Source organism: Variovorax sp. YR566 (assembly GCF_051992195.1).
Lineage (GTDB): Bacteria > Pseudomonadota > Gammaproteobacteria > Burkholderiales > Burkholderiaceae_C > Variovorax.
Genome location: NZ_CP197092.1, coordinates 5,360,644 through 5,384,259, shown reverse-complemented (window position 1 = coordinate 5,384,259; position 23,616 = coordinate 5,360,644). Strand labels below are relative to the sequence as shown.

Annotated in this window: 22 protein-coding genes; 13 read left to right on the top strand and 9 right to left on the bottom strand. The window is 67.4% G+C overall.

The genetic code is table 11. The annotated features are described in order from the left end of the window. Positions 1-3: 3 nt before the first annotated feature. The 5 genes from ACTG4X_RS25235 to ACTG4X_RS25215 are packed head-to-tail and all read left to right on the top strand — an operon-like array spanning position 4 to position 5,428. The gene (locus tag ACTG4X_RS25235; RefSeq protein ID WP_093058823.1) at positions 4-732 is read left to right on the top strand and encodes a phosphonate utilization associated transcriptional regulator; all 729 of its coding nucleotides are present in this window, start codon (positions 4-6) and stop codon (positions 730-732) included. Position 733: 1 nt separating this feature from the next. After that, positions 734-1,960 carry a phosphonoacetate hydrolase gene (phnA, locus tag ACTG4X_RS25230; RefSeq protein WP_258353600.1) on the top strand — a complete coding sequence of 409 codons (1,227 nt, stop codon included), beginning with the start codon at positions 734-736 and terminating at the stop codon, positions 1,958-1,960. Between the two features lie 23 nt (positions 1,961-1,983). Further along, entirely contained in the window at positions 1,984-3,432 is a 1,449-nt protein-coding gene (gene phnY, locus ACTG4X_RS25225; protein ID WP_440532204.1) for a phosphonoacetaldehyde dehydrogenase, read from the top strand. Then, positions 3,426-4,016 carry a phosphonate degradation HD-domain oxygenase gene (locus ACTG4X_RS25220; RefSeq protein WP_371127409.1) on the top strand — a complete coding sequence of 197 codons (591 nt, stop codon included), beginning with the start codon at positions 3,426-3,428 and terminating at the stop codon, positions 4,014-4,016. Before phnY ends, ACTG4X_RS25220 begins: the two co-directional genes overlap by 7 nt. A gap of 23 nt (positions 4,017-4,039) precedes the next feature. Then, positions 4,040-5,428 carry an FAD-dependent oxidoreductase gene (locus ACTG4X_RS25215; protein ID WP_440532203.1) on the top strand — a complete coding sequence of 463 codons (1,389 nt, stop codon included), beginning with the start codon at positions 4,040-4,042 and terminating at the stop codon, positions 5,426-5,428. Between the two features lie 6 nt (positions 5,429-5,434). Here the strand turns inward: ACTG4X_RS25215 and ACTG4X_RS25210 are convergent, their stop codons facing one another. The 4 genes from ACTG4X_RS25210 to ACTG4X_RS25195 all read right to left on the bottom strand — a co-directional run bounded on the left by ACTG4X_RS25210 (position 5,435) and on the right by ACTG4X_RS25195 (position 9,075). Further along, positions 5,435-6,715 carry an NAD(P)/FAD-dependent oxidoreductase gene (locus tag ACTG4X_RS25210; protein ID WP_440532202.1) on the bottom strand — a complete coding sequence of 427 codons (1,281 nt, stop codon included), beginning with the start codon at positions 6,713-6,715 and terminating at the stop codon, positions 5,435-5,437. Continuing rightward, positions 6,712-7,473: an amino acid ABC transporter ATP-binding protein gene (locus ACTG4X_RS25205; RefSeq protein WP_440532201.1), complete on the bottom strand. Its 762-nt coding sequence runs from the start codon at positions 7,471-7,473 to the stop codon at positions 6,712-6,714. The genes ACTG4X_RS25210 and ACTG4X_RS25205 overlap by 4 nt, the downstream gene beginning before the upstream one ends. Beyond that, on the bottom strand, positions 7,470-8,141 hold the full coding sequence (ehuD, locus tag ACTG4X_RS25200; protein WP_093058542.1) for an ectoine/hydroxyectoine ABC transporter permease subunit EhuD: 672 nt from the start codon (positions 8,139-8,141) through the stop codon (positions 7,470-7,472). Before ehuD ends, ACTG4X_RS25205 begins: the two co-directional genes overlap by 4 nt. A gap of 166 nt (positions 8,142-8,307) precedes the next feature. Next, on the bottom strand, positions 8,308-9,075 hold the full coding sequence (locus tag ACTG4X_RS25195; protein WP_093080879.1) for an ABC transporter substrate-binding protein: 768 nt from the start codon (positions 9,073-9,075) through the stop codon (positions 8,308-8,310). A 201-nt stretch (positions 9,076-9,276) separates the two neighbouring features. Here ACTG4X_RS25195 and ACTG4X_RS25190 point away from each other — a divergent pair, with 201 nt between their 5' ends. Further along, positions 9,277-10,080 (top strand): IclR family transcriptional regulator, encoded by an 804-nt coding sequence (locus ACTG4X_RS25190; RefSeq protein ID WP_093058521.1) that lies wholly within the window; start codon positions 9,277-9,279, stop codon positions 10,078-10,080. Between the two features lie 87 nt (positions 10,081-10,167). Then, positions 10,168-11,229, top strand: coding sequence for an adenosine deaminase (locus tag ACTG4X_RS25185; protein WP_426389691.1), 1,062 nt, complete (start codon positions 10,168-10,170; stop codon positions 11,227-11,229). On the opposite strand, the gene ACTG4X_RS25180 is transcribed toward ACTG4X_RS25185, so the two are convergent. After that, complete coding sequence (locus ACTG4X_RS25180) at positions 11,190-12,488, bottom strand: MFS transporter (protein WP_440532200.1); 1,299 nt, start codon at positions 12,486-12,488, stop codon at positions 11,190-11,192. The two genes, ACTG4X_RS25185 and ACTG4X_RS25180, sit on opposite strands and share 40 nt — an antisense overlap. Positions 12,489-12,586: 98 nt before the next feature. Between ACTG4X_RS25180 and ACTG4X_RS25175 the strand changes: the two genes are divergently transcribed. From ACTG4X_RS25175 to ACTG4X_RS25165, 3 genes are all read left to right on the top strand, one after another. Continuing rightward, positions 12,587-13,615, top strand: a complete 1,029-nt coding sequence (locus ACTG4X_RS25175; protein WP_426389688.1) for a LysR substrate-binding domain-containing protein — start codon at positions 12,587-12,589, stop codon at positions 13,613-13,615. After that, positions 13,581-14,393, top strand: coding sequence for a helix-turn-helix domain-containing protein (locus tag ACTG4X_RS25170; RefSeq protein ID WP_426389687.1), 813 nt, complete (start codon positions 13,581-13,583; stop codon positions 14,391-14,393). The genes ACTG4X_RS25175 and ACTG4X_RS25170 overlap by 35 nt, the downstream gene beginning before the upstream one ends. Before the next feature lie 114 nt (positions 14,394-14,507). Continuing rightward, positions 14,508-16,940, top strand: coding sequence for a penicillin acylase family protein (locus ACTG4X_RS25165; protein ID WP_440532199.1), 2,433 nt, complete (start codon positions 14,508-14,510; stop codon positions 16,938-16,940). 24 nt (positions 16,941-16,964) lie between these two features. Here ACTG4X_RS25165 and ACTG4X_RS25160 read toward each other — a convergent pair whose 3' ends face one another. Then, positions 16,965-18,206, bottom strand: a complete 1,242-nt coding sequence (locus ACTG4X_RS25160; protein ID WP_440532198.1) for an MFS transporter — start codon at positions 18,204-18,206, stop codon at positions 16,965-16,967. 172 nt (positions 18,207-18,378) lie between these two features. Between ACTG4X_RS25160 and ACTG4X_RS25155 the strand changes: the two genes are divergently transcribed. The 3 genes from ACTG4X_RS25155 (at position 18,379) to ACTG4X_RS25145 (ending at position 21,428) form a co-directional block, all read left to right on the top strand. After that, the gene (locus ACTG4X_RS25155; protein ID WP_440532197.1) at positions 18,379-19,326 is read left to right on the top strand and encodes a GlxA family transcriptional regulator; all 948 of its coding nucleotides are present in this window, start codon (positions 18,379-18,381) and stop codon (positions 19,324-19,326) included. 106 nt (positions 19,327-19,432) lie between these two features. Next, entirely contained in the window at positions 19,433-20,239 is an 807-nt protein-coding gene (locus ACTG4X_RS25150; RefSeq protein ID WP_440532196.1) for an SDR family NAD(P)-dependent oxidoreductase, read from the top strand. Between the two features lie 88 nt (positions 20,240-20,327). Continuing rightward, entirely contained in the window at positions 20,328-21,428 is a 1,101-nt protein-coding gene (locus ACTG4X_RS25145) for a BMP family ABC transporter substrate-binding protein (RefSeq protein ID WP_440532195.1), read from the top strand. A 2-nt stretch (positions 21,429-21,430) separates the two neighbouring features. On the opposite strand, the gene ACTG4X_RS25140 is transcribed toward ACTG4X_RS25145, so the two are convergent. From ACTG4X_RS25140 to ACTG4X_RS25130, 3 genes are all read right to left on the bottom strand, one after another. Next, positions 21,431-22,150 (bottom strand): nucleotidyl transferase AbiEii/AbiGii toxin family protein, encoded by a 720-nt coding sequence (locus ACTG4X_RS25140; RefSeq protein WP_093058513.1) that lies wholly within the window; start codon positions 22,148-22,150, stop codon positions 21,431-21,433. Further along, a complete protein-coding gene (locus ACTG4X_RS25135) occupies positions 22,143-22,613 on the bottom strand; it encodes a helix-turn-helix domain-containing protein (RefSeq protein WP_093058539.1) in 471 nt (156 codons plus the stop codon). The genes ACTG4X_RS25140 and ACTG4X_RS25135 overlap by 8 nt, the downstream gene beginning before the upstream one ends. Positions 22,614-22,677: 64 nt before the next feature. Next, positions 22,678-23,559, bottom strand: a complete 882-nt coding sequence (locus ACTG4X_RS25130; protein ID WP_097198526.1) for a LysR family transcriptional regulator — start codon at positions 23,557-23,559, stop codon at positions 22,678-22,680. Between the last annotated feature and the right edge of the window lie 57 nt (positions 23,560-23,616).

The following is a 23,616-nucleotide window of genomic DNA, read 5'->3' as shown; positions in this document are numbered from 1 at the left end:
CCCATGGTCACCACCAATCACTCCGCCGCCCTCGCGTTTCTCCAGTCCAGCTCGCTGCCGATGCTGATGCAGGAAGAAATCGAGCGTTTGATCATGACGGGCGAGCTCCCCGTGGGCAGCCGCATCAACGAGAGCGAACTCTCGCAGCGCTTCAACACCAGCCGCGGCCCTATCCGCGAGGCGTTGCGTGCGCTGGAAGAGGCCGGCCTCGTGCGCAACGAAAAGAACCGTGGCGTCTTCGTGCGCGAGATCGCATTCGAGGAAGCCGACGAGATCTACGAACTGCGCGAGGCGCTGGAAGAAATCATCGGCCGGCGCGTGGCGCTCGCCATCAAGCCCGACGCGGTCGAGCGCCTGCGCGCCATGCTCGATGCAATGCGCTCGGCAGCCCAGGCGCAGGACGTGGAGCAGTACGCGCAGCTCAACCTGCAGTTCCACGAGATCCTGCTCGACACGGCCGGCAGCAAGAAGCTCACCGAAACCTACAAGCGCCTGGTCAAGGAGCTGCACCTTTTCAGAATGCGTGCGCTCGACAGCGGCGGCGGCCTGCGCGTGTCGGCCGACGAGCACCGCGACATCGTCGACGCCATTGCCAGCGGCGACCCCGACACGGCAGGGCGCGCGCTGCGCCAGCACGTCGCGGGCAGCCGCGCGCGCATGCACAAGGCCTTCGGCCGCGCCGATTCCGACGCGGCGACCGCATCGAACAACCCACCCCAAAAGGAAGTCTGAAATGACACCGGAGACACTCGAAGTCAATGCCCGCAGCTACCGCTGGATGAGCCGCCCCGTCGTGGTGGTGTGCGTCGATGGCTGCGAGCCTGCGTACCTGGACGCGGCCATCGCAGCCGGCGTAGCCCCGTACATCGAGCGCATGCGCAAGACCGGAGCAGACCTGCTGGCCGACTGCGTGGTGCCCTCCTTCACCAACCCGAACAACCTGTCCATCGTCACCGGCGCCCCACCGGCCGTGCACGGCATCTGCGGCAACTACTTCTTCGACCGCGAACTCGGCCAGGAAGTCATGATGAACGACCCCAAGTACCTGCGCGCAGGCACCGTGCTCGCAGCCTTCGCCGATGCGGGCGCTTCGCTTGCCGTGGTCACCGCCAAGGACAAGCTGCGCAAGCTGCTGGGCCACCGCATGAAGGGCATCTGCTTCTCGTCCGAGAAGGCCGACCAGGCCACCATCGAGGAGAACGGCATCGACGGCGTGGTCGAGATGGTCGGCATGCCCGTGCCCTCGGTGTACAGCGCGGAGCTGTCGGAGTTCGTCTTCGCCGCAGGCGTGAAGCTCATGGAATCGCGCCGCCCCGACCTGATGTACCTGTCGACCACCGACTACGTGCAGCACAAGGCCGCCCCCGGCAGCCCCGCGGCCAACGCCTTCTACGCCATGATGGACGGCTACCTCGCGCAGCTCGATGCGCTGGGCGCCACCATCGTGCTCACGGCCGACCACGGCATGAACGACAAGCACGACGCCGATGGCGCCCCCAAGGTCATCTACCTGCAGGACGTGCTCGACGACTGGTATGGCAAGGACCAGGCCCGCGTGATCCTGCCGATCACCGACCCGTACGTGGTGCACCACGGCGCGCTGGGCTCGTTTGCCACCGTGTACGCCCCCGACGAGGCCCGCGTGCCGGGCTGGATCGAGCGCATCCAGCGCCTGCCGGGCATGGAGCTGGTGCTCTCGCGCAAGGACGCGGCCGCGCGCTTCGAGCTGCCGCCCGACCGCATCGGCGACATCGTGGTGGTCAGCGAGCAGAGCACGGTCATCGGCACCTCGGCCAGCCGGCATGACCTGTCGGCGCTGGAGGTGCCGCTGCGCTCGCACGGCGGGGTGTCGGAGCAGCGCGTGCCGCTGATCTGCAACCGGCCGGTCACCGGTATCGCCGCCAGCCGCCGGCTGCGCAACTTCGATGCGCTGGACCTTGCGCTGAACCACGCCCAGTAAACCGTCGCCCGGAGCACTCCCCCATGAGCCAAGCCACCCTGAAGCCAGGCACCATTCACCGCGAAGCCCTGCGCATTGCCGGCGAGCGGATTCACCGCGACCGCACGATCGACGTCACCTACCCCTACACCGGCGAAGTGATCGCCACCGTGCCCAAGGCCACGCTCGAAGATGTTCGGGTTGCCTACAAGATCGCACGCGACTACAAGCCCACCCTCACGCGCTACGAGCGCTACAAGATCCTGATGCGCGCGGGCGAGATCATCGCCTCGCGCCTGGACGAGATCTCGCGCGTGATCACGATGGAGTCGGGCCTGTGCCGCAAGGACTCGCTGTACGAGGTGGGCCGCGCCTCCGACGTGCTGCTGTTCGCGGCCAACCAGGCGCTGGTGGACGACGGCCAGGTGTTCTCCTGCGACCTCACGCACCACGGCAAGAGCCGCAAGGTCTACACGCTGCGCGAGCCGCTGCAGGGTGCGATCACGGCCATCACGCCGTTCAACCATCCGCTGAACCAGGTGATCCACAAGGTGGCGCCCTCCATTGCCACCAACAACCGCATGGTGCTCAAGCCCAGCGAGAAGACGCCGCTGACGGCCTTCATCCTGGCCGACATCCTGTACGAGGCGGGCCTGCCGCCGCCGATGCTGTCGGTGATCACGGGGGACCCGCGCGAGATTGCCGACGAGATGCTCACCAGCGCTGACGTGGACCTGGTCACCTTCACGGGGGGCGTGGCCATCGGCAAGTACATCGCGGGCAAGGCGGTGTACAAGCGCCAGATCCTGGAGCTGGGGGGCAATGACCCGATCATCGTGATGGAGGATGCGGACGTCGAGGAGGCGGCCACGCTGGCGGCCAGCGGCTCGTACAAGAACTCGGGCCAGCGCTGCACGGCGATCAAGCGCATGCTGGTGCACGAGGCGGTGGCGGACCGGTTCGTGGAGCTGCTGCTGGCCAAGACGCGGGCGCTGAAGTACGGCGACCCGATGGACCCGGCCACGGACATGGGCACGGTGATCGACGAGGCGGCTGCGATCCAGTTCGAGGCGGTGGTCAACGAGGCGATCAAGGCGGGTGCGAAGCTGCTGTACGGCAATGAGCGCAGCGGCGCGCTGTATTCGCCCACGGTGCTCGACCATGTGGACCCCGGGATGACGGTGGCCAGGCACGAGACCTTCGGGCCGGTCTCGCCGGTGATCCGCTTCAGGACGATCGAGGAGGCGATCCGCATCTCCAACGGCACGGCCTACGGGCTGTCTTCGGCGGTGTGCACGAACCGCATGGACTACATCACGCGCTTCATCCGCGAGCTGAACGTGGGCAGCGTCAACGTGCGCGAGGTGCCGGGCTACCGCCTGGAGCTCACGCCCTTCGGCGGCATCAAGGACTCGGGCCTCGGATACAAGGAAGGCGTGCTCGAGGCCCTGAAGAGCTTTACCAATACCAAGACTTATTCGTTGCCGTGGTAGTCGCCGCATCGCTCGCTGTACCGCTGGACGTGGAGGGCATCGTCGCCCTGTTCGAGGCCAAGGGCCACGCGCAGTACGACGGTGAACCCGTCACGCAGCTCCAGCACGCGCTGCAGTCCGCGCACCTGGCCGAGCAGGCCGGTGCATCCAGCGAACTCATCACCGCAAGCCTGCTGCACGACCTGGGGCACCTGCTGCACGACATGGACGGCACGCCGACGCAGCAGGGCCTGGACGACCTGCACCAGTACCGCAGCCGCGCCTTCCTGAAGCACCTGTTCGGCCCGGCCACGCTCGATCCTATCCGGCTGCACGTGGACGCCAAGCGCTTCCTGTGCGCGCGTGAACCGGGGTATCTCGAAGCGCTGTCGGCCGATTCGCAGCGCAGCCTGGTGCTGCAGGGCGGCGTGTTCGACGAAGCGCAGGCAAGGCAGTTCGAAGCGCTGCCGCATGCGCTCGACGCGGTGCGTCTGCGCCGCTGGGACGACAGCGCCAAGTGCGCCGATGCGAAGACGCCCGACCTGATGCACTACGCGCGGCACATGGTGCTCGCGTCGAGGCAGGCTGCCACGCCGCAGCCATAACCTGAAACCGAGAGCCTTCCGACATGCGCCCCTTCTGGATCGAACAGGCCCTCTTCAACGACGGCGACCTCGCACCTGCACTGCAGGGCGCACAGCGCGCCGACGTCTGCATCGTCGGTGGCGGCTTCACCGGGCTGTGGACCGCCATTCAGGCGAAGCAGCGCAACCCGGCGCTCGACATCGCCATCGTCGAGAGCGATCTCTGCGGCTCCGGTGCGAGCGGGCGCAACGGCGGCTGCCTGCTGACGTGGTCGACCAAGTTCTTCACGCTGCGCAGGCTGTTCGGCGAAGCCGAGGCCATCCGCCTCGTCAGGGCCTCGGAAGATGCGGTGCAGCACATCGCCGACTTCTGCCGCGCGCAAGGCATCGACGCCGAGCTGCGGCAGGACGGCACGCTCTACACAGCAACCTCGCAGGCCCAGGTCGGCGCGCTCGACCCCGTGATGAAGGGGCTGGAGAACTGCGGCATTCATTCTTACCGCACGCTGCCGCCCGAAGAAGTCGCGCGCCGCTCGGGTTCCGCGCGCAACCTGGCAGGCGTGTATTCGCCCATCGCCGCGACCGTGCATCCGGGCAAGCTGGTGCGCGGGCTGAGGCGCGTGGCGCTGGGCATGGGCATTCGCATCTACGAGCGCAGCCCGATGATCGACTTCACGCAAGGCCATCCGGTCACGGTGCGTACGCCGGCCGGCAGCATCGAGGCGCCGAAGCTGGTGCTGGCGATGAATGCGTGGATGGCCAGTGCCTTGCCTCAGTTCGAGCGCACGATCGCCATCGTGTCGAGCGACATGGTCATCACGGAAAAATGCCCCGAGCTGCTGCGCGCGATGGGGTTGGTCGATGGCGTCTCGGTGCTCGATTCGCGCACCTTCGTCTATTACTACCGCACCACCGTGGACGGCCGCCTGATGCTGGGCAAGGGCGGCAACACCTTCACCTGGGGCGGGCGCATCGCGCCGGTGTTCGACCAGCGCTCACCTTACGAGGCCGAGCTCACGCGCGCGCTGCATGGCTTCTTTCCTTCGCTGCGCGACGTGCCAGTGACCGCGAGCTGGAACGGGCCGTCGGACCGCTCCGTCACCGGCTTCCCGTTCTTCGGCAAGCTCAACGGCGCGCCGCACATCTACTACGGCTTCGGCTACTCGGGCAACGGCGTGGGGCCGACCTACATGGGTGGGCAGATCCTCTCTTCGCTGCTGCTGGACGAGGACAACGCCTGGACGCGCAGCCCGCTCATCCAGGGGCCGCTGGGGCAGTTTCCGCCCGAGCCGATCCGCTACATCGGCTCCATCGTCGTGCGCGACGCGATCCGCCGCAAGGAAGCGGCGGAGGACCGCGACAGCCGGCCGTGGATGGTCGACCGGCTGCTGAGCAAGTTCGCCGACGCGGCAGGCAAGTCGGACAAGGGCTGAGCGCGTTCAGGCCAGCCGGTCGAGCAGGCTGTACCAGGCCACGCCGCCTGCCACGTAGAAGCGCTGCAATCCGTGCAGCGGAATCGGCTGGATCGGCGTTACCGGGTACGGAAAATCGGCGCCCGCATCGACCAGTCGCGTCGCCACGTGCTTGCCCATGCTCGTGGCCAGCGCGATGCCGCGTCCGTTGTAGCCCAGCGCCACCGTCACGCCCGGCGCCGGCGTGTGCACGTGCGGCATGAAGTCGCGCGTGACCGCGATGCGGCCGGCCCAGCGGGACTCGTAGCGCAGCGGCCCCAGTTGGGGAAACAGCAGTTCGAGCGAGCGCTCGAGGTGCGCGAAATCCGCGGGCCCGGCCGGGTCGGCAAAGTGGCCGCGACCGCCCATCAGCAGGCGGCCCTGCGCGTCCTTGCGGAAGTAGAGCAGCAAGCGCTGCGAGGTCGAGGCGGTTTCGCCGCCCGGAAGAATGGCGTCGGCCGCTGCGCCTTTGAGCGGTTCGGTCGCGACGATGAAGCTGTTGGCGGCCAGCACGGTGCTCGACAGCTTCGGCCACAGCGCGCCGGTGTAGCCGTTGGTGGCAATCAGCACCTGCTCGGCAGTGACGCTCGCGCCAGTCGATGTGCTCGCATGCCAGTGCGTGCCGCGGCGCTCCAGCGCCGTGACTTCGGTGCCACCGTGCACGGCAGCGCCCGCGGCCTGCGCGGCGCGCACCAGCCCGCGCGTGTAGGCCAACGGCTGGATGCTGCCAGCGCGGCCGTCGAGCCAGCCGCCGGCAAAGGCTTCGGTGCCGAGCCGCGCGCTGACGGCGGCGCGGTCGAGCTGCAGTGTCGTCACGCCGCGCTTCGCCCACTGCTCGGCGCGCGCATGCAGCGCGGCCACGTCCTTCTGTGCGTAGGCGGCCTGGATCCAGCCTTTGCGCACCGGCTGGCAGTCGATGCCGTGGCGGGCGATCAGGTCGAACACCAGGTCGGCCGAGCGCGAGACCGCATCGATCAAGGGCTCTGCACGCGCATGGCCATAGAGCTGGACCAGCTCGTCGGGGTCGTGCTTGAGCGAAGGATTCACCTGCCCGCCGTTGCGCCCCGATGCACCCCAGCCGGGTTCGTGCGCCTCGAGCACGCAGGCCTGCACGCCGGCCTCGGCCAGATGCAGCGCAGCCGAGAGGCCGGTGAAACCGCCGCCGACGATCAGCACGTCGGCCTTGCGCGATTCGGCCAGCGGCGGTGTCGGTGGAGCGGGTGGTGCGGTGTCGGCCCAGAGCGAAGGAGGCAACGCGCGAACGCTCATGCGCGCACCTCCGCGGACGCCACGGCACCGGAGGGGTGCAGCACGCGCCGCAGAAAGTCTTGCGTACGCGCCTGGCGCGGCGCGCCCAGCACCTGCGCGGAAGGGCCTTCCTCGACGATGCTGCCGCTGTGCAGGAAGCACACGCGGTCGGCCACTTCGCGCGCAAAGCCCATCTCGTGCGTGACCACGATCATCGTCATGCCCTCGTCGGCCAGTGCGCGCATCACGCCGAGCACGTCGCCGACCAGCTCGGGGTCGAGCGCGGACGTGGGCTCGTCGAACAGCATGGCCTCGGGCTTCATCGCGAGCGCGCGGGCGATTGCCACGCGCTGCTGCTGCCCACCCGAGAGCTGCGCCGGATACGCCTGTGCCTTCTCGGCCAGCCCCACCTTGGCCAGCAGCGCCAGCGCTTCTTCGCGCGCCTGCGCCGCGTTCTGGCGCAGCACGTAGACCGGGCCTTCCATCACGTTCTCCAGCACGCTGCGGTGCGGAAACAGGTTGAAGCGCTGGAACACCATGCCCATGCGGCTGCGCAGCCGGTGGATGTTGGGCGCGTTGCGGTCCACCCGCTCGCCGAAGGCGCGCACTTCGCCGCCTTCGTACGACTCCAGCCCGTTGATGCAGCGAAGCACCGTCGACTTGCCCGAGCCCGAAGGGCCGATCAGACACACGACCTCGCCCTTGTCCACGTTCAGGCTCACACCCTGCAGCACGCGGTGCGTGCCGAAGCGCTTTTCCAGTCCTTCGACGTGGATCATGGTTGTTTTCTCCCGGCGGCAAAGCGCTTCTCTAGCCGGCGCAGGCCGTAGACCAGCGGCAGGCTCATCAACAGGTAGAGCAGGGCGACCAACGTGTAGACCGTCATGTTCTGGAAGGTCGACGAGGCGATGAGCTGGCCGGCACGCGTCATCTCGGCCACGGTGATGGTCGAGACCAGCGAGGAGTCCTTCAGCATCATCACCAGCGTGTTGCCGTAGGGCGGCAGCGCGATGCGAAAGGCTTGCGGCAATATCACGCGCCGCATGATCAGTGCCGAGCGCATGCCCATGGCTTGCGCCGCCTCGCGCTGGCCCGGATCGACCGCCTCGATGCCGGCGCGGAAGTTCTCGGCCTGGTACGCCGAGTAGGCAATGCCCAGCCCGATCACGCCGGCCTGGAAAGCCGTGAGTTGCACGCCGAACTCCGGCAGCACGAAGTAGATATAGAAGAGCTGCACGATGATCGGCAGCCCGCGAATCACGTTGATGGCCACCGTGGCGGCCCACGAGAGGGCGCGCACGGGCGACAGCTTCATCAGCGCGAGCGCAAGGCCGAGCGCGCTGCTCAGCAGGAAGGCGAGCACCGTAACCTGCACGGTGACCACCGCGCCCTGCAGGAGGATCGGCAGGAAGTCCTGCGCGTTCTGTAGAAAGGTGGGAGCAGCCATCTGCATCAGCCTCGTCGCTTGATGCGCGGCGCATCGAACTGGTCGGCCGACGCAGTCAGGCCCATTCGGGGAACACCGCGGAACCGGCTTTGCCGGGCCGCAGGTGTTGCCCCCTGCAAGGGGGTTGGCGAAGCGACACGAAGTGCGCGAAGCCTGGGGGTGTGCATCAGATCCCCCATTTCTGGACGATCTTGGCGAGCGTGCCGTCGGCCTTCACGGCGGCAATGGCCTTGTTGATGCGGGCCATCGTCTCGGTGTCGCCCTTGCGCACCACCAGGCACACGTCGCCCACGTTCACGGCCTTGTAGCTGTCGACCAGCTTCACGCCGGGGAAGGTGTTCTGGCGGATCTGGTAGGCCATGATGGGTTGGTCGCCCAGCCCTGCCTTGATGCGTCCGAGCGAAAGGTCGCGCGTCATGTCGGCCACTGAGTCGTAGCTGCGCACTTCCTTGAAGATGCCTTTCTTGTTCAGCATGTCGAGAAACACGGTGCCGACCTGCGCGCCCACCACTTCGCCCTTGAGCTCGTCGAGCGAGACATACGCGCGGGTGTCGTCGGCCTTGACGATCAGGCCCTCGCCGTACGAATACACCGGGTCGCTGAAGTCGACCACTTCCTGGCGCGCCGCTGTCTTGAGCATGGCCGCCGAGACGATGTCGATCTTGCGGGCCGTGAGCGAGGGAATCAGCGCCGAGAACACCGTCTGCTGCACGTTGACGTTGAAGCCGCCCGCCTTGCCTACGGCAGTGACGGTGTCGACCATCATTCCCTGGATGGTGTTGGTCTTCACGTCGAGGAAGGTGAAGGGCACGCCGGTGGCGGTGGCGCCCACGTTGTAGGTCGGCGTGGCGCCTTGTGCCATGGCCAGCGAGGCGGTGCCGGCGATGCAAAGACCCAGGGCCAGGCGGTGAAGGCGGCGAACGATGCGATTCATGGAAGCACTCCTCGGAGGAAAAGGACGTTGAAAAGTGGAAATGAACGGAAAGGGAACGGAAAAAGGTGATGCACCCTGCGATGCAACATGCATGCCAATAGTCGATTCTTTTGAATCTCTAATCAATAAATAGAAACCACTAGTCGAGTTTTAAGAATCGATATTCGATATTTCAAGAGACTGTAGCTATACTCCAGCGCCATGGACGCCACACCCGACACAGCCCCCGAAGACAGCCAGAGCCTGCTTTTCAACCAGTCGCTGGAGAAGGGCCTGGCCGTGCTGCGCGCCTTCAGCGCACGGCGGCGCACCATGACGCTGGCCGACGTGGCCGAGGCCACCGACATCACCAAGAGCTCGGCCCAGCGCATGGTCTTCACGCTCGAAAAACTGGGCTACGTGCGCAAGCACCCGAAGACGCGGCGCTACCAGCTCACGCCGCGCGTGATGGAAATCGGCTTCAACTACCTGGCGGCCCATTCGCTGATCGACATGGCCAACCCCTTCCTGTCGGAGCTGACCAAGGTGACGACGGAAACCTCCTGCCTCACCGAGCCCGACGGGCTCGACATGGTCTACGTGGCGCGTTTCGTCAGCGCGCAGTTCGTGCCGGTGCACATGCCCATCGGCAGCCGCATTCCCATGTACTGCACGGCTTCGGGGCGCGCTTTTTTGAGTGCGCTGCCCGAGGAAGAGGCGCGCTCGCTCATCGAGGCCTCCGACCGCGTGGCGCACACCATGCACACGTGCACCGATGTGGACGCAATCCTCGAAACGCTGCGCCAGGCGCGGCTGCAGGGCTTTGCCACCAATGCCGAGGAGCTGTTCCTCGGCGACATGACCATCGCGGCGCCCGTGCTGGGAAGCCAGGGGCGGCCGGTGGCCTCGGTGCACATCGTGGCGCCTACCAGCCGCTGGACGATCGACGAAGCCGTGCGCAAGCTGGCGCCCACGCTGCTGCTGTGCGCGCGCTCGCTGACCAGTTCGGCGCGCAGCATCGACTGACTGACGGCTATACGGTTTCAGGCATCGCGCCGGGCATGGCTGGCTTTATGCTGTGCGGGATCACAACGCAGCAGCAGAGCCCCCACCATGACCGATTTCCGCCCCGTCTACGACAAGAGCTTCGACCGCATCGCAGCCGACCGCCTGCCCGAGTTGCTGCGCGCCATGCCCAAGGCCGAACTGCACATGCACATCGAGGGTTCGCTCGAACCCGAGCTCATCTTCGCGCTCGCGCAGCGCAATGGCGTGTCCATTCCCTACGCCAGCGTCGAAGAATTGCGCAAGGCCTACGCCTTCACCAACCTGCAGAGCTTTCTCGACATCTACTACGCCGGCGCCAGCGTGCTGCTGAAGGAACAGGATTTCTACGACATGGCCTGGGCCTACCTGGAGCGCGCGGCAGCAGACAACGTGGTGCACACCGAGATGTTCTTCGACCCGCAGACGCACACGGCGCGCGGCGTGTCGATGGAGACGGTCATCAACGGCCTGCACCGCGCCTGCGTCGATGCGCAACCGAAGCTGGGCGTGAGCGCCACGCTCATCCTGTGCTTCCTGCGCCACCTGAGCGAAGAAGAAGCCTTCGAGACGCTGGAGCAGGCGCTGCCATTCCGCGACAAGTTCATCGGCGTGGGGCTCGATTCGAGCGAAGTCGGCCACCCGCCAGAGAAGTTCGCGCGCGTGTTCGCACGCTGCCGCGAGCTGGGCTTTCACCTTGTCGCGCATGCGGGCGAAGAGGGCCCGCCGGCCTATGTGTGGAGCGCGCTCGACGTGCTCAAGGTCGAGCGTGTCGACCACGGCGTGCAAAGCACCAAAGACCCGGCGCTGATGAAGCGGCTCGCGCAAGACCGCATTCCGCTCACCGTGTGCCCGCTGTCGAACCTCAAGCTCTGCGTGTTCCCGGACCTGTCGCAGCACAACCTTGGCGCGCTGCTGGGTGCAGGCCTGGTCGCTACCGTCAACTCGGACGACCCGGCTTACTTCGGCGGCTACATGAACCAGAACTTCACGCAGACCTTCGCGGCCACCGGGCTCAATGTGCAACAGGCCTGGCAGCTCGCGGCGAACAGCTTCGAAGGCAGCTTCATCGACGCGGCGGCCAAGCGCGCCTATGTCGACCGGCTCAACGCGGCCTTCGCGACCTTCTGATCCGCAACGGCGGGCCGCGGCACCAGCAGCGGCATCGCCACCAGCGCGCAGGCGCTGGCCGCCAGCCACACCATCGGCCAGCCCTGCAGCGCCAGCAGGTGCGGAATGGAAAACGGCGTGACGAAGCACACCAGGAACACACTGGTGTTGGCCATGCCCAATGCCGTGCCGGCGCGGGCTGCACCGGCCAGCGTGGCGAGTTCGGTGTAGGCCACGCCGTGCCAGGCCGACACGCACACGCCGCTCACGCCCAGCAGAACGACCAGCGCGATGCGCAGCGCCGGTGAATCGGCGGCGTGCGTGCCTGAGGCCATCACCAGCACCGCGAGGCCCGCGAACAGCAGCACGCTGAGCGCACTGCAAGCCCGCAGGTAGGCCGGCCGGTTGCGCCGCCGATCCGTCCAGCGACCGCTCCACACGCGCATGACCATCGCGCCGACCTGCGTGAACACCATCGTCGCGGTAATCGTCGCGAAGCCCGCATGGCCGAAGTCGTGCAGAAACACGGTGCCGAAGGACAGCACCGCGAACTGCGGCGCGCAGAGGATGCCGATGCCGGCCACGATGCGCCACACGCGCACGTCGCGCAGCGGGCCGCTCTTCGGTGTGATCGCTTCCGCGGTCTTGTTGCCGCGCGGCGCAATGGGCGGCTCGTGCACCCACGCCCAGCTCATCGCCGCGCTCAGCGCGCACAGCAGCGCGAGCAGGCCGTACAGCGCGGCAAAGCCGAAATGCAGGGCGACGAAAGGCAGCACCAGCGCGCCGATGCCGCCGCCCAGTGGCACGGCCGTCTGCCGGATGCTCATCGCGAGGCCGCGCTCGCTGGCGTCGAACCACGTCATCACCGCGCGGCCACTGGCACCGTTCACGCTGCCGCCAAGCAGGCCGACCAGCAGCAGCCCGGCGCCGAGCCAGCCCAGGCCGGGAATGTGCCCCGCCGCTGGTGCGGCCCACAGCGCCATCGCCACGAGCGCGATGGCCGTGCTGCCCAGGCCCATCAGCAGCACCGGCCGGTCGCCCCAGCGGTCGGTCAGCAGACCCCATGGCAACTCGCTCACCGCGATGCCTAGCCCCATGAGGCCGAGCACCAGCCCGAGCGTGGCGTTGTCGAGCTGGTAGCCGGTGCGCATGAGCACGGCGGTCATCGGGATGCCGCTGAAGGCCACGGAGAAGGCTGCGTTGGCGGCCACGCCGGCAGTCAGCACCTTCCAGCGGTGGTGCGGTGAGAACGAAGAGGAGGAATGGGAGGATTGCGTCATGTTGCGGCGCAGTGTCCGCCGTCGCCAAGGTTTTGAAAATCAGAAAATAATGTGCCAATCGTCCTGAAAAACAGGATGGTCAAAAAAGGAGCCCCGACATGAGCCAGGTGATGTTCGATCTCGACGTGCTGCGCACTTTCTCCACCGGCATCGCGCTCGGCAGCTATGCGCGTGCCGCCGACAAGCTGGGCCGCTCGACTTCCGCAGTGAGCGCGCAGCTCAAGAAGCTGGAGTCACAGGCCGGCACCGTGCTGTTCCGCAAGGCCGGCCGCGGGCTGGAGCTAACCGACGCCGGCGAAACGCTGCTGGCCTATGCGCACCGCATGCTCGAACTGAATGAAGAAGCCAGCGCCGCCATGCGCGGCGCCGACCTGCAGGGCTGGGTGCGCCTCGGCTTGCAGGAAGACTTCGGCGAGACGCTGCTGCCGGCCGTGCTCGGCCGCTTCGCGCGCGCGCATCCCAAGGTGCGCATCGAGGCCTGCGTGGCGCGCAGCGGCGAGCTGCGGGAGCGGCTCGAACTCGGCCAGCTCGACCTGGCGCTGGCATGGGACGCGGGCGACCAGCCCCTGTCGCCGTATGCCGAGCGCGTGGCGCGCTTGCCCCTGCTGTGGATCGGCCCCAAGGCGCCCGACCGGATCGAAGCCGACTGGTGGACGCAGCGCGAGTACCGCGGCACCGGCACGCGCCAGGCCAAGAGCAAGGAGCCGTTGCCGCTCATCATGCTCGACGCCCCGTGCCCGCTGCGCGAGATCGTCATCACTGCGCTCGACCGCGCCGGCGTGCCATGGCGCCGGGCCTTCGGCAGCGCCAGCCTGGCCGCGCTGTGGGCCGCTGCCTCGGCCGGCCTGGGCCTCACGGTGCGCACGCCTTTCGGGCTGCCATCGCACGTGCGCATCATCGATCGCACGATGCTGTCCCTGCCGGCACTGCCGCAGATATCGCTCGTGCTCTATCGCGCGCAGGCCCACTCCGAGGCCCCGGTGGGCCGACTGGCCACGCTGCTGCTGGAGGCGGTGCGCCAGCATGTGCAGCCCATGGCCGTTCCGATGCGGGAGAATCCGCCGCTGGAGACAAAAACAAAAGTGATACGGCATGGCAACGCAAAACTTCCTGCACCTGTGGGATGACCGGTTCCTCTACATCACGCCGGCGATCCAGTCGGGCCTGACGGCCCGCTCGTCGGCCACGCTGCTGGCGTCGATCAGCGGGCATCCCTTCGCGCTGGAGGCGGTCGACGGCACGCGCGTGCACTGCACCGCGGCGCTGGTCGCTCCGCACGTGTCGCGCCGGCTCGACGTCGATGGCTGCGGGCTGCTGTCGCTCAATCTCGATCCCGCCTCGAGCGCCTACCGCATGCTCGCCAAACGCATGGGCGGCCACGGCATCCTGCCGATCGATGCGCGCCGCTTCGGCCGGCTGCGCGACGATTTCGATCCGGCGCAGCACGGCGCGCTTTGCAGCCGCGGGCTACGGGCGCTGAGCGTGAAGCTGGTCGAGGCCATCAACGAATTCCCCGAGAGCGAAGCGGCCATCGACCCGCGCATCGAACGCGTGCTGCAGGCCATCCGCGCGCATGCGGGGCAGATTCCGCTGCGCGACCTGTCGGCGGTGGCCTGCCTCTCGCCCGACCGGCTCACGCACCTGTTCGCCCGGCAGGTGGGGGCGTCGGTCAAGCGCTATGCGCTGTGGACCAAGGTGCGGCGCACGGTGCAGCAGTTCACCGTGCGGCGCCCACTTACCGACGTGGCGCTGGTCAGCGGCTTCACCGACGCGGCGCACATGAGCCGCACTTTCCAGCGCTACTTCGGCCTGTCGCCGTCCTTCCTGGCGAGCCAGGTGCGCGTGACCGCCGACGACGGGGCCTCGCACGCCTGGGGCCACCAGCAGGGGCTGGCGTCAATGTAAAGAAGGGCACGCGCGCGAGGCGTTCGCGTCGCCCGTCTTAAGATTGCCGCCGAACGCGCCACGCACGCTCATCGCCCACGCAGCTGCGTTCCTCATACACAACAGGAACACTGCATGCGCTCGAAATTCAAGTGCGGCCTCGGGTCGCTTTTTCTCGTGCCGGTTGCCATGGCCCTCGTGGCATGTACCGGCATTACCGACCGTTCAACGCCACCGCACGGCAGCTACAAGGCCGAGATCCGCCGCACCGCCATGGGCGTGCCGCACATCAAGGCGGACGACTGGGCAGGTGCCGGCTATGGCTACGGCTATGCGCAGGCGCAGGACGATCTCTGCACCATGGCCGACAGCTTTCTCACCTACCGCGGCGAGCGCTCACAGTTCTTCGGCGCCGAGGCGTTGCTGCTGGCCAAGAGCACCATCGGCCAGCCCAGGAACATCGACTCCGACTTCTTCCACAAGCACGTGATCACGGCCGACGTGGTGGGGGCCATGGCCCGCGCGCAGCCGGCCAGCATCCGCGGCATGGTCGAAGGCTTTGCCGCTGGCTACAACCGCTACGTGCGCGAGCTGAAGGCTGGTGCCGGTGCAGGCAACGCACATGCGGCCTGCCGCAACGAGGCGTGGGTGCGGCCGGTGAGCGCCGACGACATCTACCGCCGCATGTACGCCACCAACCTGGCGGCGGGCTACAGCAACTTCCTCTCGAACATCGCGAACGCGGCGCCGCCTGCCGCCAAGGTGTCGTCACGCGAGGAGCACGGCGCGCAGCCGCTGGCGTTGCAGGTCGGCGGCGAGGCGGGCGTGGGCAGCAACATGATCGGCTTCGGCACAGCGAGCACAGGCGACGCGAGCCCGCTGCTGTTCGGCAACCCGCACTGGTACTGGCGCGGTCCCGACCGCTTCTATCAGGCGCAGCTCACCATTCCGGGGCAGCTCGACGTCAGCGGCACGTCTTTCCTCGGCGTGCCGGTGATCCTGATCGGCTTCAACGACAACATCGCGTGGAGCCACACGGTGTCGGCGGCGCGGCGCTTCGGCCTCTTTCAATTGCAGCTCGCTCCGGGTGACGCCACGAGCTACCTGCGCGACGGTCGCGTGGTGAAGATGCAGGCCCGCGCTGTCACCGTGAACGTGAAGCAGGCCTCTGGCAAGGTCGAGCCGGTGACGCGCACGCTCTACACCTCCGAATACGGCCCGCTGGTGAACCTGGGCGCGATCAACCCGGCGCTGGCCTGGAGCCAGAGCATGGCCTTCGCCATCCGCGACATCAACGCCGACAACTACCGCACCTTCCGCACCTGGCTGCGCTGGGCGCAGGCGAAGTCGCTCGACGAGCTCATCGCCGTCCAGCGCGAGGAGGCAGCGATTCCCTGGGTCAACACCGTGGCCGTGGGCCGCGGCAGCGCCAAGGCCTGGTATGCGGACATCGGCGCGGTGCCCAACGTGTCGCCCGAGCAGATGGCTGGCTGCACCACGCCCGCCGGCAAGGCGATGGCGGCCGCGCTGCCGCGCGTGCCGGTGTTCGACGGCTCGCGCAGTGCCTGCGACTGGCAGAGCGACGCCGACTCGGTGCAGAAGGGGGCAGTCGGCCCTTCGCGCATGCCGAGCCTGCTGCGCGACGACTACGTCGCCAACATGAACGACAGCTACTGGCTCGCCAACCCGAACGCGCCGCTCACGGGCTACCCGGCCATCTTCGGCCCGACGGGCAGCAACGCGCAGACATTCCGCACGCGGCTCGGCCACCTCATTGCGCAAGACACGAGCAAGGGCGCAACGGTCGATGCCGTCGAGCGCATCACGCTCGGCAGCCGCGCCTACACAGCAGAACTGTTCAAGGCCCGCGCGCTGGAGCTGGTGTGCGGCGTGCCTCGCATTGCGGTGACGGGCGATGCGCAGACCGGTGAGGCGTTCTCGCCGCCGCGCAGCGTCGACACCGGACCCGCCTGCGCGGTGCTGAAGGCGTGGAACAACACCGGCCTGGCCTCGGCGCGCGGCGCTCATGTGTGGGACGAGTTCTGGGCGCGCGCCTCGCGCCTGCCTGCGGACAGGCTCTATGAAGTGCCTTTCAGCGCGAGCGATCCGATCAACACGCCGAGTGGCCTCAAGACTTCAGCCGCCGAAGATCTGCGGCAGGCCTTCGGCGCCGCAGTGCTGCGCGTGCAGGCCAGCGGCTACGCGCTCGACGCGCCGCGCGGCGACACGCTGTTCGTGACGCGCAGCGGCCAGAAGATCCCGCTGTCGGGCGGCTGCGACGGCCAGGGCTACTTCACGATCCTTTGCTCGGAGAACCGGCTCGACAAGGGCGGCTACACGATGGACGCCAACCCCAACGGCAACAGCTACATGCAGATCGTGCGGTTCCCCGCGGGGGGCGTCGAAGCTCACACATTCCTCACCTTCTCGCTGTCGGACGATCCGGCGTCGCCGCACAACGCCGACTACACACGCGCCTACAGCGCCGGGCAGTGGCTGCGCCTGCCGTTCTCCGAATCGGAGATCAAGGCCGACGCCGCCTACAGCAGCGTGACCATCAGCGAGTAGGGAGGAGGGCGCAGCGGTGCTTCTTCAGCGCCGCTTCGCCAGCCAGTTCCACCCGGCGCCTGCGGCCATCAGCACGCAGGTGCCGAGGAACACGGCGCGCATGCCGATGTGCCCGCCCACGAAGCCGCCGAGCAGCGGCCCCGCGACTTGGCCCGTGTACTGCGCAGAGGTCGAGTAGCCGAGCATGTTGCCCGCCACGCGTTCGGGCACGTTGTGGCGGATCACGCTCGCGATGCAGGGCAGCAGCCCGCCGAGCGACAGCCCCATCAGAAAGCGCAGCACCACCAGCTGCCAGCCCGAGCTGACGAAGGCCTGCGGCACCAGCAGCAGTGCCGACACCGCAAGGCAGCCGACGATCACGTTCCAGTGACCCACGCGGTCGGCCAGCTTGCCCAGCCACGAGGCCGAGAGGATGCTACCGAGCGCCGCTGCCGACATCACGAGGCCGGCCATCATCGTCACGCGGTTCGGGTCTTCGACCAGCGTGGCAACGTAGACGGTGATGATCGGCTCGATCGACATGTTCGCGAGCATCAGCAGCATGCCGGTGAAGAGCATCGCGACCAGCGGTCGCTTGTCGGGCACGGCGGCCCAGCCGGTGTCGTCGGAGGCGCCGCGTTGCTTCGATGCGGAAGGCGCCTTCTTCTCTTCGCGGATGAGGAAGGCCGTTGCGAGAAAGGCCACGAAGATCATCGCGCCCGCCGCGAAGAAGGTGTTGCGAATGCCGACCAGCGGCGGCAGCATGCCACCCACCAGCGGCCCCACGAGGTTGCCCGCCATGATGGCCGACGACATCGTGCCCAGCGCCCAGCCGGTGCGGTCCTTGGGCGTCTGCGTTGCGACCAGCACCATCGAGCCCGAGGCATAGCCGCCGAGCAGCCCCGCCAGCAGCCGCAGCCCCACGAGCTGCCACACGTTGCCCGCAAGGCCGATCAGCGCCATCGCCACCGCCATGCCGAGGCTCGCGCGGATCAGCATCGGCTTGCGCCCGTAGCGGTCGGCCAGCCGGCCCCACAGCGGCGCGACCAGCGCGGCGCTGAAGAAGGTGGCACCGTAAGCCGCGCCCGACCACTGCACGATGGCCGCATGGTCCTTCACGCCGAGCTGCTCGACGTACAGCGGCAGGAAGGGCAGCAGCAGCGTCATCGCGATGATGGTGGTGAAGGAGCCGAACATGCAGACGGCGAGGTTGCGCTGCCAGTGGGTGTGGGCGCCCGGCTCGGCTGGCGGGGCGTTTGTTGCGTTCGTTGTTGTCGGGTGCGTCATGGGGAGCGCCCATTGTGGGACGACGCGGCCGGGTTGGCGCTTGCCGATTGGTGGCGGCACCCATCGCCGCGCGGGAAGGCCGTGCTGCGTATCCCTCACGCCAACGCGGTCAGCGCAGGTCGTCTAGCCTCGCGTCCGTCATTCAGTGCAACCCTCTTTTCAGGACATGGCCATGAAACGCATCGGCGTGCTCGTCTTTCCCGGCTTCCAGATCCTCGACCTCGCTGCGATCGCGGCGTTCGAGCTTGCCAACATCCATGCCGGCAAGGCGGTCTACAAGGTCGAGCTGCTGTCGGAAGAGGGCGGCCCCGTGACCAGCTCGTCGGGCGTGGCCACCGACAGCAAGCGCTTCGGCACGGCGAAGTTCGACACGCTGGTGATGAGCGGCGCGCTCTTCATCGCGCCCACGTCCGAGAAGATGCGCCGCTTTCTGCGTGCGGGGCTGCGCAATGCGCGCCGTGTGGCCAGCATCTGCACCGGCGCCTTCGGGCTGGCAGATGCAGGCCTGCTCGACGGACGCCGGGCGACCACGCACTGGTCCTTTGCGGGCGAACTGCAGAAGCGCCATCCAGCCATCAGGGTGCAGCCCGACCGCATCTTCATCAACGACGGGCCGGTGTGGACCTCGGCCGGCATGACGGCCGGCATCGATCTCGTGCTGGCACTGGTGGAGGACGACCTCGGCGTGGAGGCTGCCCGGTTCGCGGCGAGGAAGCTGGTCGTGTATCACCGCCGCGCGGGCGGGCAGTCGCAGTACTCCGCGCTGCTCGAGCTGGAACCCAAGTCCGATCGCATCCAGAAGGCGCTGGTGCATGCGCGGGCCAACCTGCGCGAGACGCTTTCGGTGGAGGAACTGGCCGAGGTCGCGCACCTGAGCCCGCGCCAGTTCAGCCGCGCCTTCAAGGCAGAGACCGGGCATTCGCCCGCGCATGCGGTCGAGAACCTGCGCGTGGAGGCGGCGCGCGCGCTGATCGACGAGGGCAGCCTTGCGCTCGGCGTGGTCGCGCGCGAAACGGGCTTCGGCGACCCCGAGCGCATGCGCCGCGCCTTCCTGCGCACGCTGGGGCAGCCGCCGCAGAGCGTGCGCCGAGTGGCCCGGAAAGAGGCCGCCACGGCCTGAAGCGCCGGATGTCCTGAAAGGTGGCTTATATGACATTTACGCCATAGCCTTGCAGGAGGAGACTTCCCCTCATGGCCACAACCCCGTGGCGATCAAAGGAAACTCCATGACTGCAACTTCAAATCCCGGCAAGGGCACAGCCCTCATCACCGGCGCCTCGTCGGGCATCGGCGCCGTGTACGCGGACCGCCTCGCGCGGCGCGGCTTCGACCTGATCCTGGTGGCGCGCAATCGCGAGCGCCTCGCCGCACTGGCCGCGAAGCTCGTGGACGAGACCGGGCACAAGGTCGAGGTCCTTTCTGCCGATCTGTCCGACCGAAAGGACATCGCGTCCGTGGAAGCCGTGCTGCGCACTCGCGGCGACATCACCGTGCTGGTGAACAACGCCGGCTTCGGCGCCGCCGCACCGCTGCTCGGCTCGGACATCGACAGGATGGAGGAAATGATCGAGCTCAACGTGAGCGCGCTCACGCGGCTCACCTATGCGGCCGTGCCCGGTTTCGTCGAGCGCGGCGCCGGCACGCTGGTGAACATCGCCTCCATCGTGGCGATCTCGCCCGAGACGCTCAACGGCGTGTACGGTGGCACCAAGGCCTTCGTGCTGGCGCTGAGCCAGTCGCTGCAGCACGAGCTGAAGGACAAGGGCGTGCGCGTGCAGGCGGTGCTGCCCGGTGCGACGGCCACCGAGTTCTGGGGCGTCGCGGGCGTGCCGATCGAGCACCTGCCCAGCGAGATCGTGATGACCGCGCAAGACATGGTCGACGCGGCCCTCGCGGGGCTCGACCAGGGCGAGCAGGTCACGATTCCCGCGCTGCCCGACCTTGCCGAGTGGGATGCCTTCGATGCGGCGCGGCGTGCGATGTCGGGGCGGTTGTCCAGCACCGTGCCCGCGGTGCGCTACCGCGCCGCCTAGACGGCTCGGGCATAAAATCCCCACCCCGCAGCAGGCGTCCCGGCCTGCTGCGGGGTTTTGCTTTTCCGGGGCCATGTAGAGGAACACCATGTACAAAAACCTCGCGGGCCGCGCCGTTCTGGCGCTGGCCGCCGCGTGCTTTTTATCTCCCGCCTTCTCGCAAACGCAGCAAGCCAAGGGTCCGCTGAAGATCGGCTTCGTCTACGTCACGCCCGTCACCGATGCCGGCTGGGTGCGCCAGCATGAAGAGGGCCGCAAGGCCGTCGATGCGGTGCTGGGTGACAAGGTCAAGACCACCTATGTCGAAAACGTGGCCGAAGGCGCCGACGCCGAGCGCGTGATCCGCGACCTCGCGCAGCAGGGCAACACGCTCATCTTCACGCCGAGCTTCGGCTACATGGAGCCGACGCTGAAGGTGGCGAAGGACTTCCCCGAGGTGAAGTTCGAATCGATCACCGGCTACAAGACCGCGCCCAACGTGGCGACCGCCAATGCGCGCTACTACGAGGGCCGCTACCTCGCGGGCATCGCGGCCGGCCGCATGACGAAGACCAATATTGCGGGCTACGTTGCGGGCTTTCCGATTCCCGAGGTGCTGCAGGGCATCAACGCCTTCACGCTCGGCATGCGCTCGGTGAACCCGGCCGCTAAGGTGCACGTGGTGTGGCTCAACGAGTGGTTCGATCCGCCGAAGGAGCGCGATGCGGCGATGGCGCTGTTCAACCAGAACGCCGACGTTGTCGCCTTCCACACAGGCTCCACCGCCGTGATGGCTGCGGCGCAGGAGCGCGGCAGGATGGCCATTGCCTACCATTCCGACATGCGCAAGATCGCGCCCGACGCGCAGATCGTCGCGGTCACGCACCAGTGGGGCGGCTACTACACGCAGCGCGCGAAGGCCGTGCTCGACGGCAGCTGGAAAAGCGGCAACCTCTGGGGCGGCGTGAAGGAAGGAATGATCCGCGTCGGCGACTTCGGCACGAAGGTGCCCAAGGCCGTGCAGGACGAGGTGCTGGCGCGGCAGAAGGACATTGCGGCAGGCAAGCTGCAGCCGTTTCGCGCAACTGCCGGTGACGTGCGTGACAACGAAGGTCACGTCGTGATCGCCAAGGGCGCGCAACTGAGCGACGAGCAGATCCTGAAGATGAACTGGCTGGTCGAGGGCGTGCAGGGGCGGGTGGCGCGCTAGCTCTATTGACCTGCGGGAGCAGCACGAGGCAACAGAGCCTTGATGCGCTGGCGAAGCAGCGCGGGCGTCACGGTCGGAGTCATTTGCAGCACGGCCATGCAACGGTCCATTCGACCCGGTCGTGCAAGCAGCGCCTCGGCGGCCTTGGTGAGATCGGTGTCGATGCTGTTGCCGTAGGCGCGGCTGGCTTTGCTCGTTGCTCGACGCAACAGTGCCGCCCCGGGTTTCATCATGGCCAGGTCGATGATGTCGCGGCTGAAGACGCTGTCGTCGGCCCAACGGTCCGAGTTTGCGAGCAACTTGCTCGTTGCCATGTCGAGCGGCGTAAGGGTCGCGATGTCGCCGACTCGGTCCTCTGCTCCCGGCAATTCAAGTTCGATGCGCGCTTCGAGAACGATTTCAAACTTGATCTCGGTGTTGTCTACGCGAACCGACGATCGAATGCCGTATTGATCGGCGCGAAGTTCAGCCGATTGCTGAATCTCGGAGCCTTGGCGTGCGAGTGCGCCGAGGCCTTGATTCCTCGTCAGCAGTTGGCGCAGTTGGCGATAGCCATCGATGTCGGATACGAGGAAGTCGATGTCCACGGACTCGCGGTACTCGCCGTAGCGAAGCGCGATAGCCGTGCCTCCGCCGAAGAAGCAATGGCTTTGGGCGAGCAGGTTTGCGTCGAGTGAGGCCAGCACCTGAGCGACGCGTTGATGGTGTGGCCGTTCAAACATGCAATGGCTTCCTGCCAAGGGTGCGCGCCAGGTCTTCCAACAAGTCGCGCTCTTTGGCGTCCAGTGCGGATGTGTCGACATGGCGCCAGTTGCGCTCGTAGGTTCCCCATGCTTCTTCGGGCGTGAGTTCGGTGGTCGGGGCCAATTGCCAGGCAAGTCGGCGCAACTGGGGGTAATCGGCAATTCGAATGCCCCCTGGGAGCGGCGCAAGGGCTGGCGGCTCAGTGGACATCACCACATCGACGTCGAGACCCAATGCTCCCAGCGCATTCATATAGGCGCCCATCGTGACCGAAGGTTCTCCGCGCTCGATCCTGTGCAGCGTCATGCGAGACACGCCCGCTGCCTCTGCGGCGGTGGTAGCGCTGACCTTCAACGCCTTGCGGTGTGCATGAATGCGGCTGCCGAGCGTTGCGAGGCGCCGGTCTGCTGTGGCTGTGGTGGGCGGGGAAGTGGAGGGCATTGTGTCTCCCATGTTAGACAAATTTGAAAATTTGTCCAGAATGAGTGACATTAAACGCTATCTTTCAGCCCAGCCGCTCGACCACGAAGTCCACAAAGGTCCGCAGCTTCGCACTCGGCCGCGCTTCCGGCAGCCGCATGATGTGCACCTGTCGCGTGGGCAGTTCCCAGTCGGGCAACAGCTGCACCACCTGGCCTGATGCGAGTGCAGGTCCGAGCAGCGCATCGGCCTGCACGATCACACCCACGCCGGCCATGGCCGCGGCCAGCAGTGCCTGGCCGTTGTTGGTGATGAGTGGGCCGCGCACCGGCACGTGCACCGTCTCGCCCTTGCGCGTGAAGCGCCACGAATGGTTCGGCCCCCAAGTCGCGAAGCCCAGCAGCGGAAAGGCCTCCAGGTCGGACGGGCGCTTCGGCTGACCGTGGCGCGCGACCCACGCGGGGCTGGCGACGGCATACATGCGCGCCAGCGCGAGCGGTCTTGCAATGAGCCGCTCGTCGACCGCGGCGCCCGAGCGGATGCCGCAGTCGAAGCCCTCCTCCGCGAGATCGACCACGCGGTCGTTGAGGCTCAAGTCGACCTTCACCTGCGGGTAGGCGGCGATGTAGTCGCCGATCACCGGCGTGAGCCGGTGCGCGCCGTAGGCCACGGGCGCGGTGACGCGCAGCACGCCCTGGGGCATGGCGCGCAGCGACTCGGCCACGCCGTCGGCGGTGTGCACGCTGGCCAGCACGTCGCGGCAGCGCTCGAGGTAGGCGGTGCCGATCTCGGTGAGCGAATGGCGGCGCGTGGTGCGCTCCAGCAGGCGGGCGCCAAGCTGCTCTTCGAGCGCGCGGATGTGCTTGCCGACCATCACGGCCGACAGGTCGAGCGCCTCGGCGGCAGCGGCGAAGCTGCCCGCATCCACCGTGGCGACGAAGACTTCCATGGCGCGGAGCTTGTCCATATTGAGAATCCAGAGTTTCGAATGGCCGAACCAGATGGCAATTTATCAAATCAACGG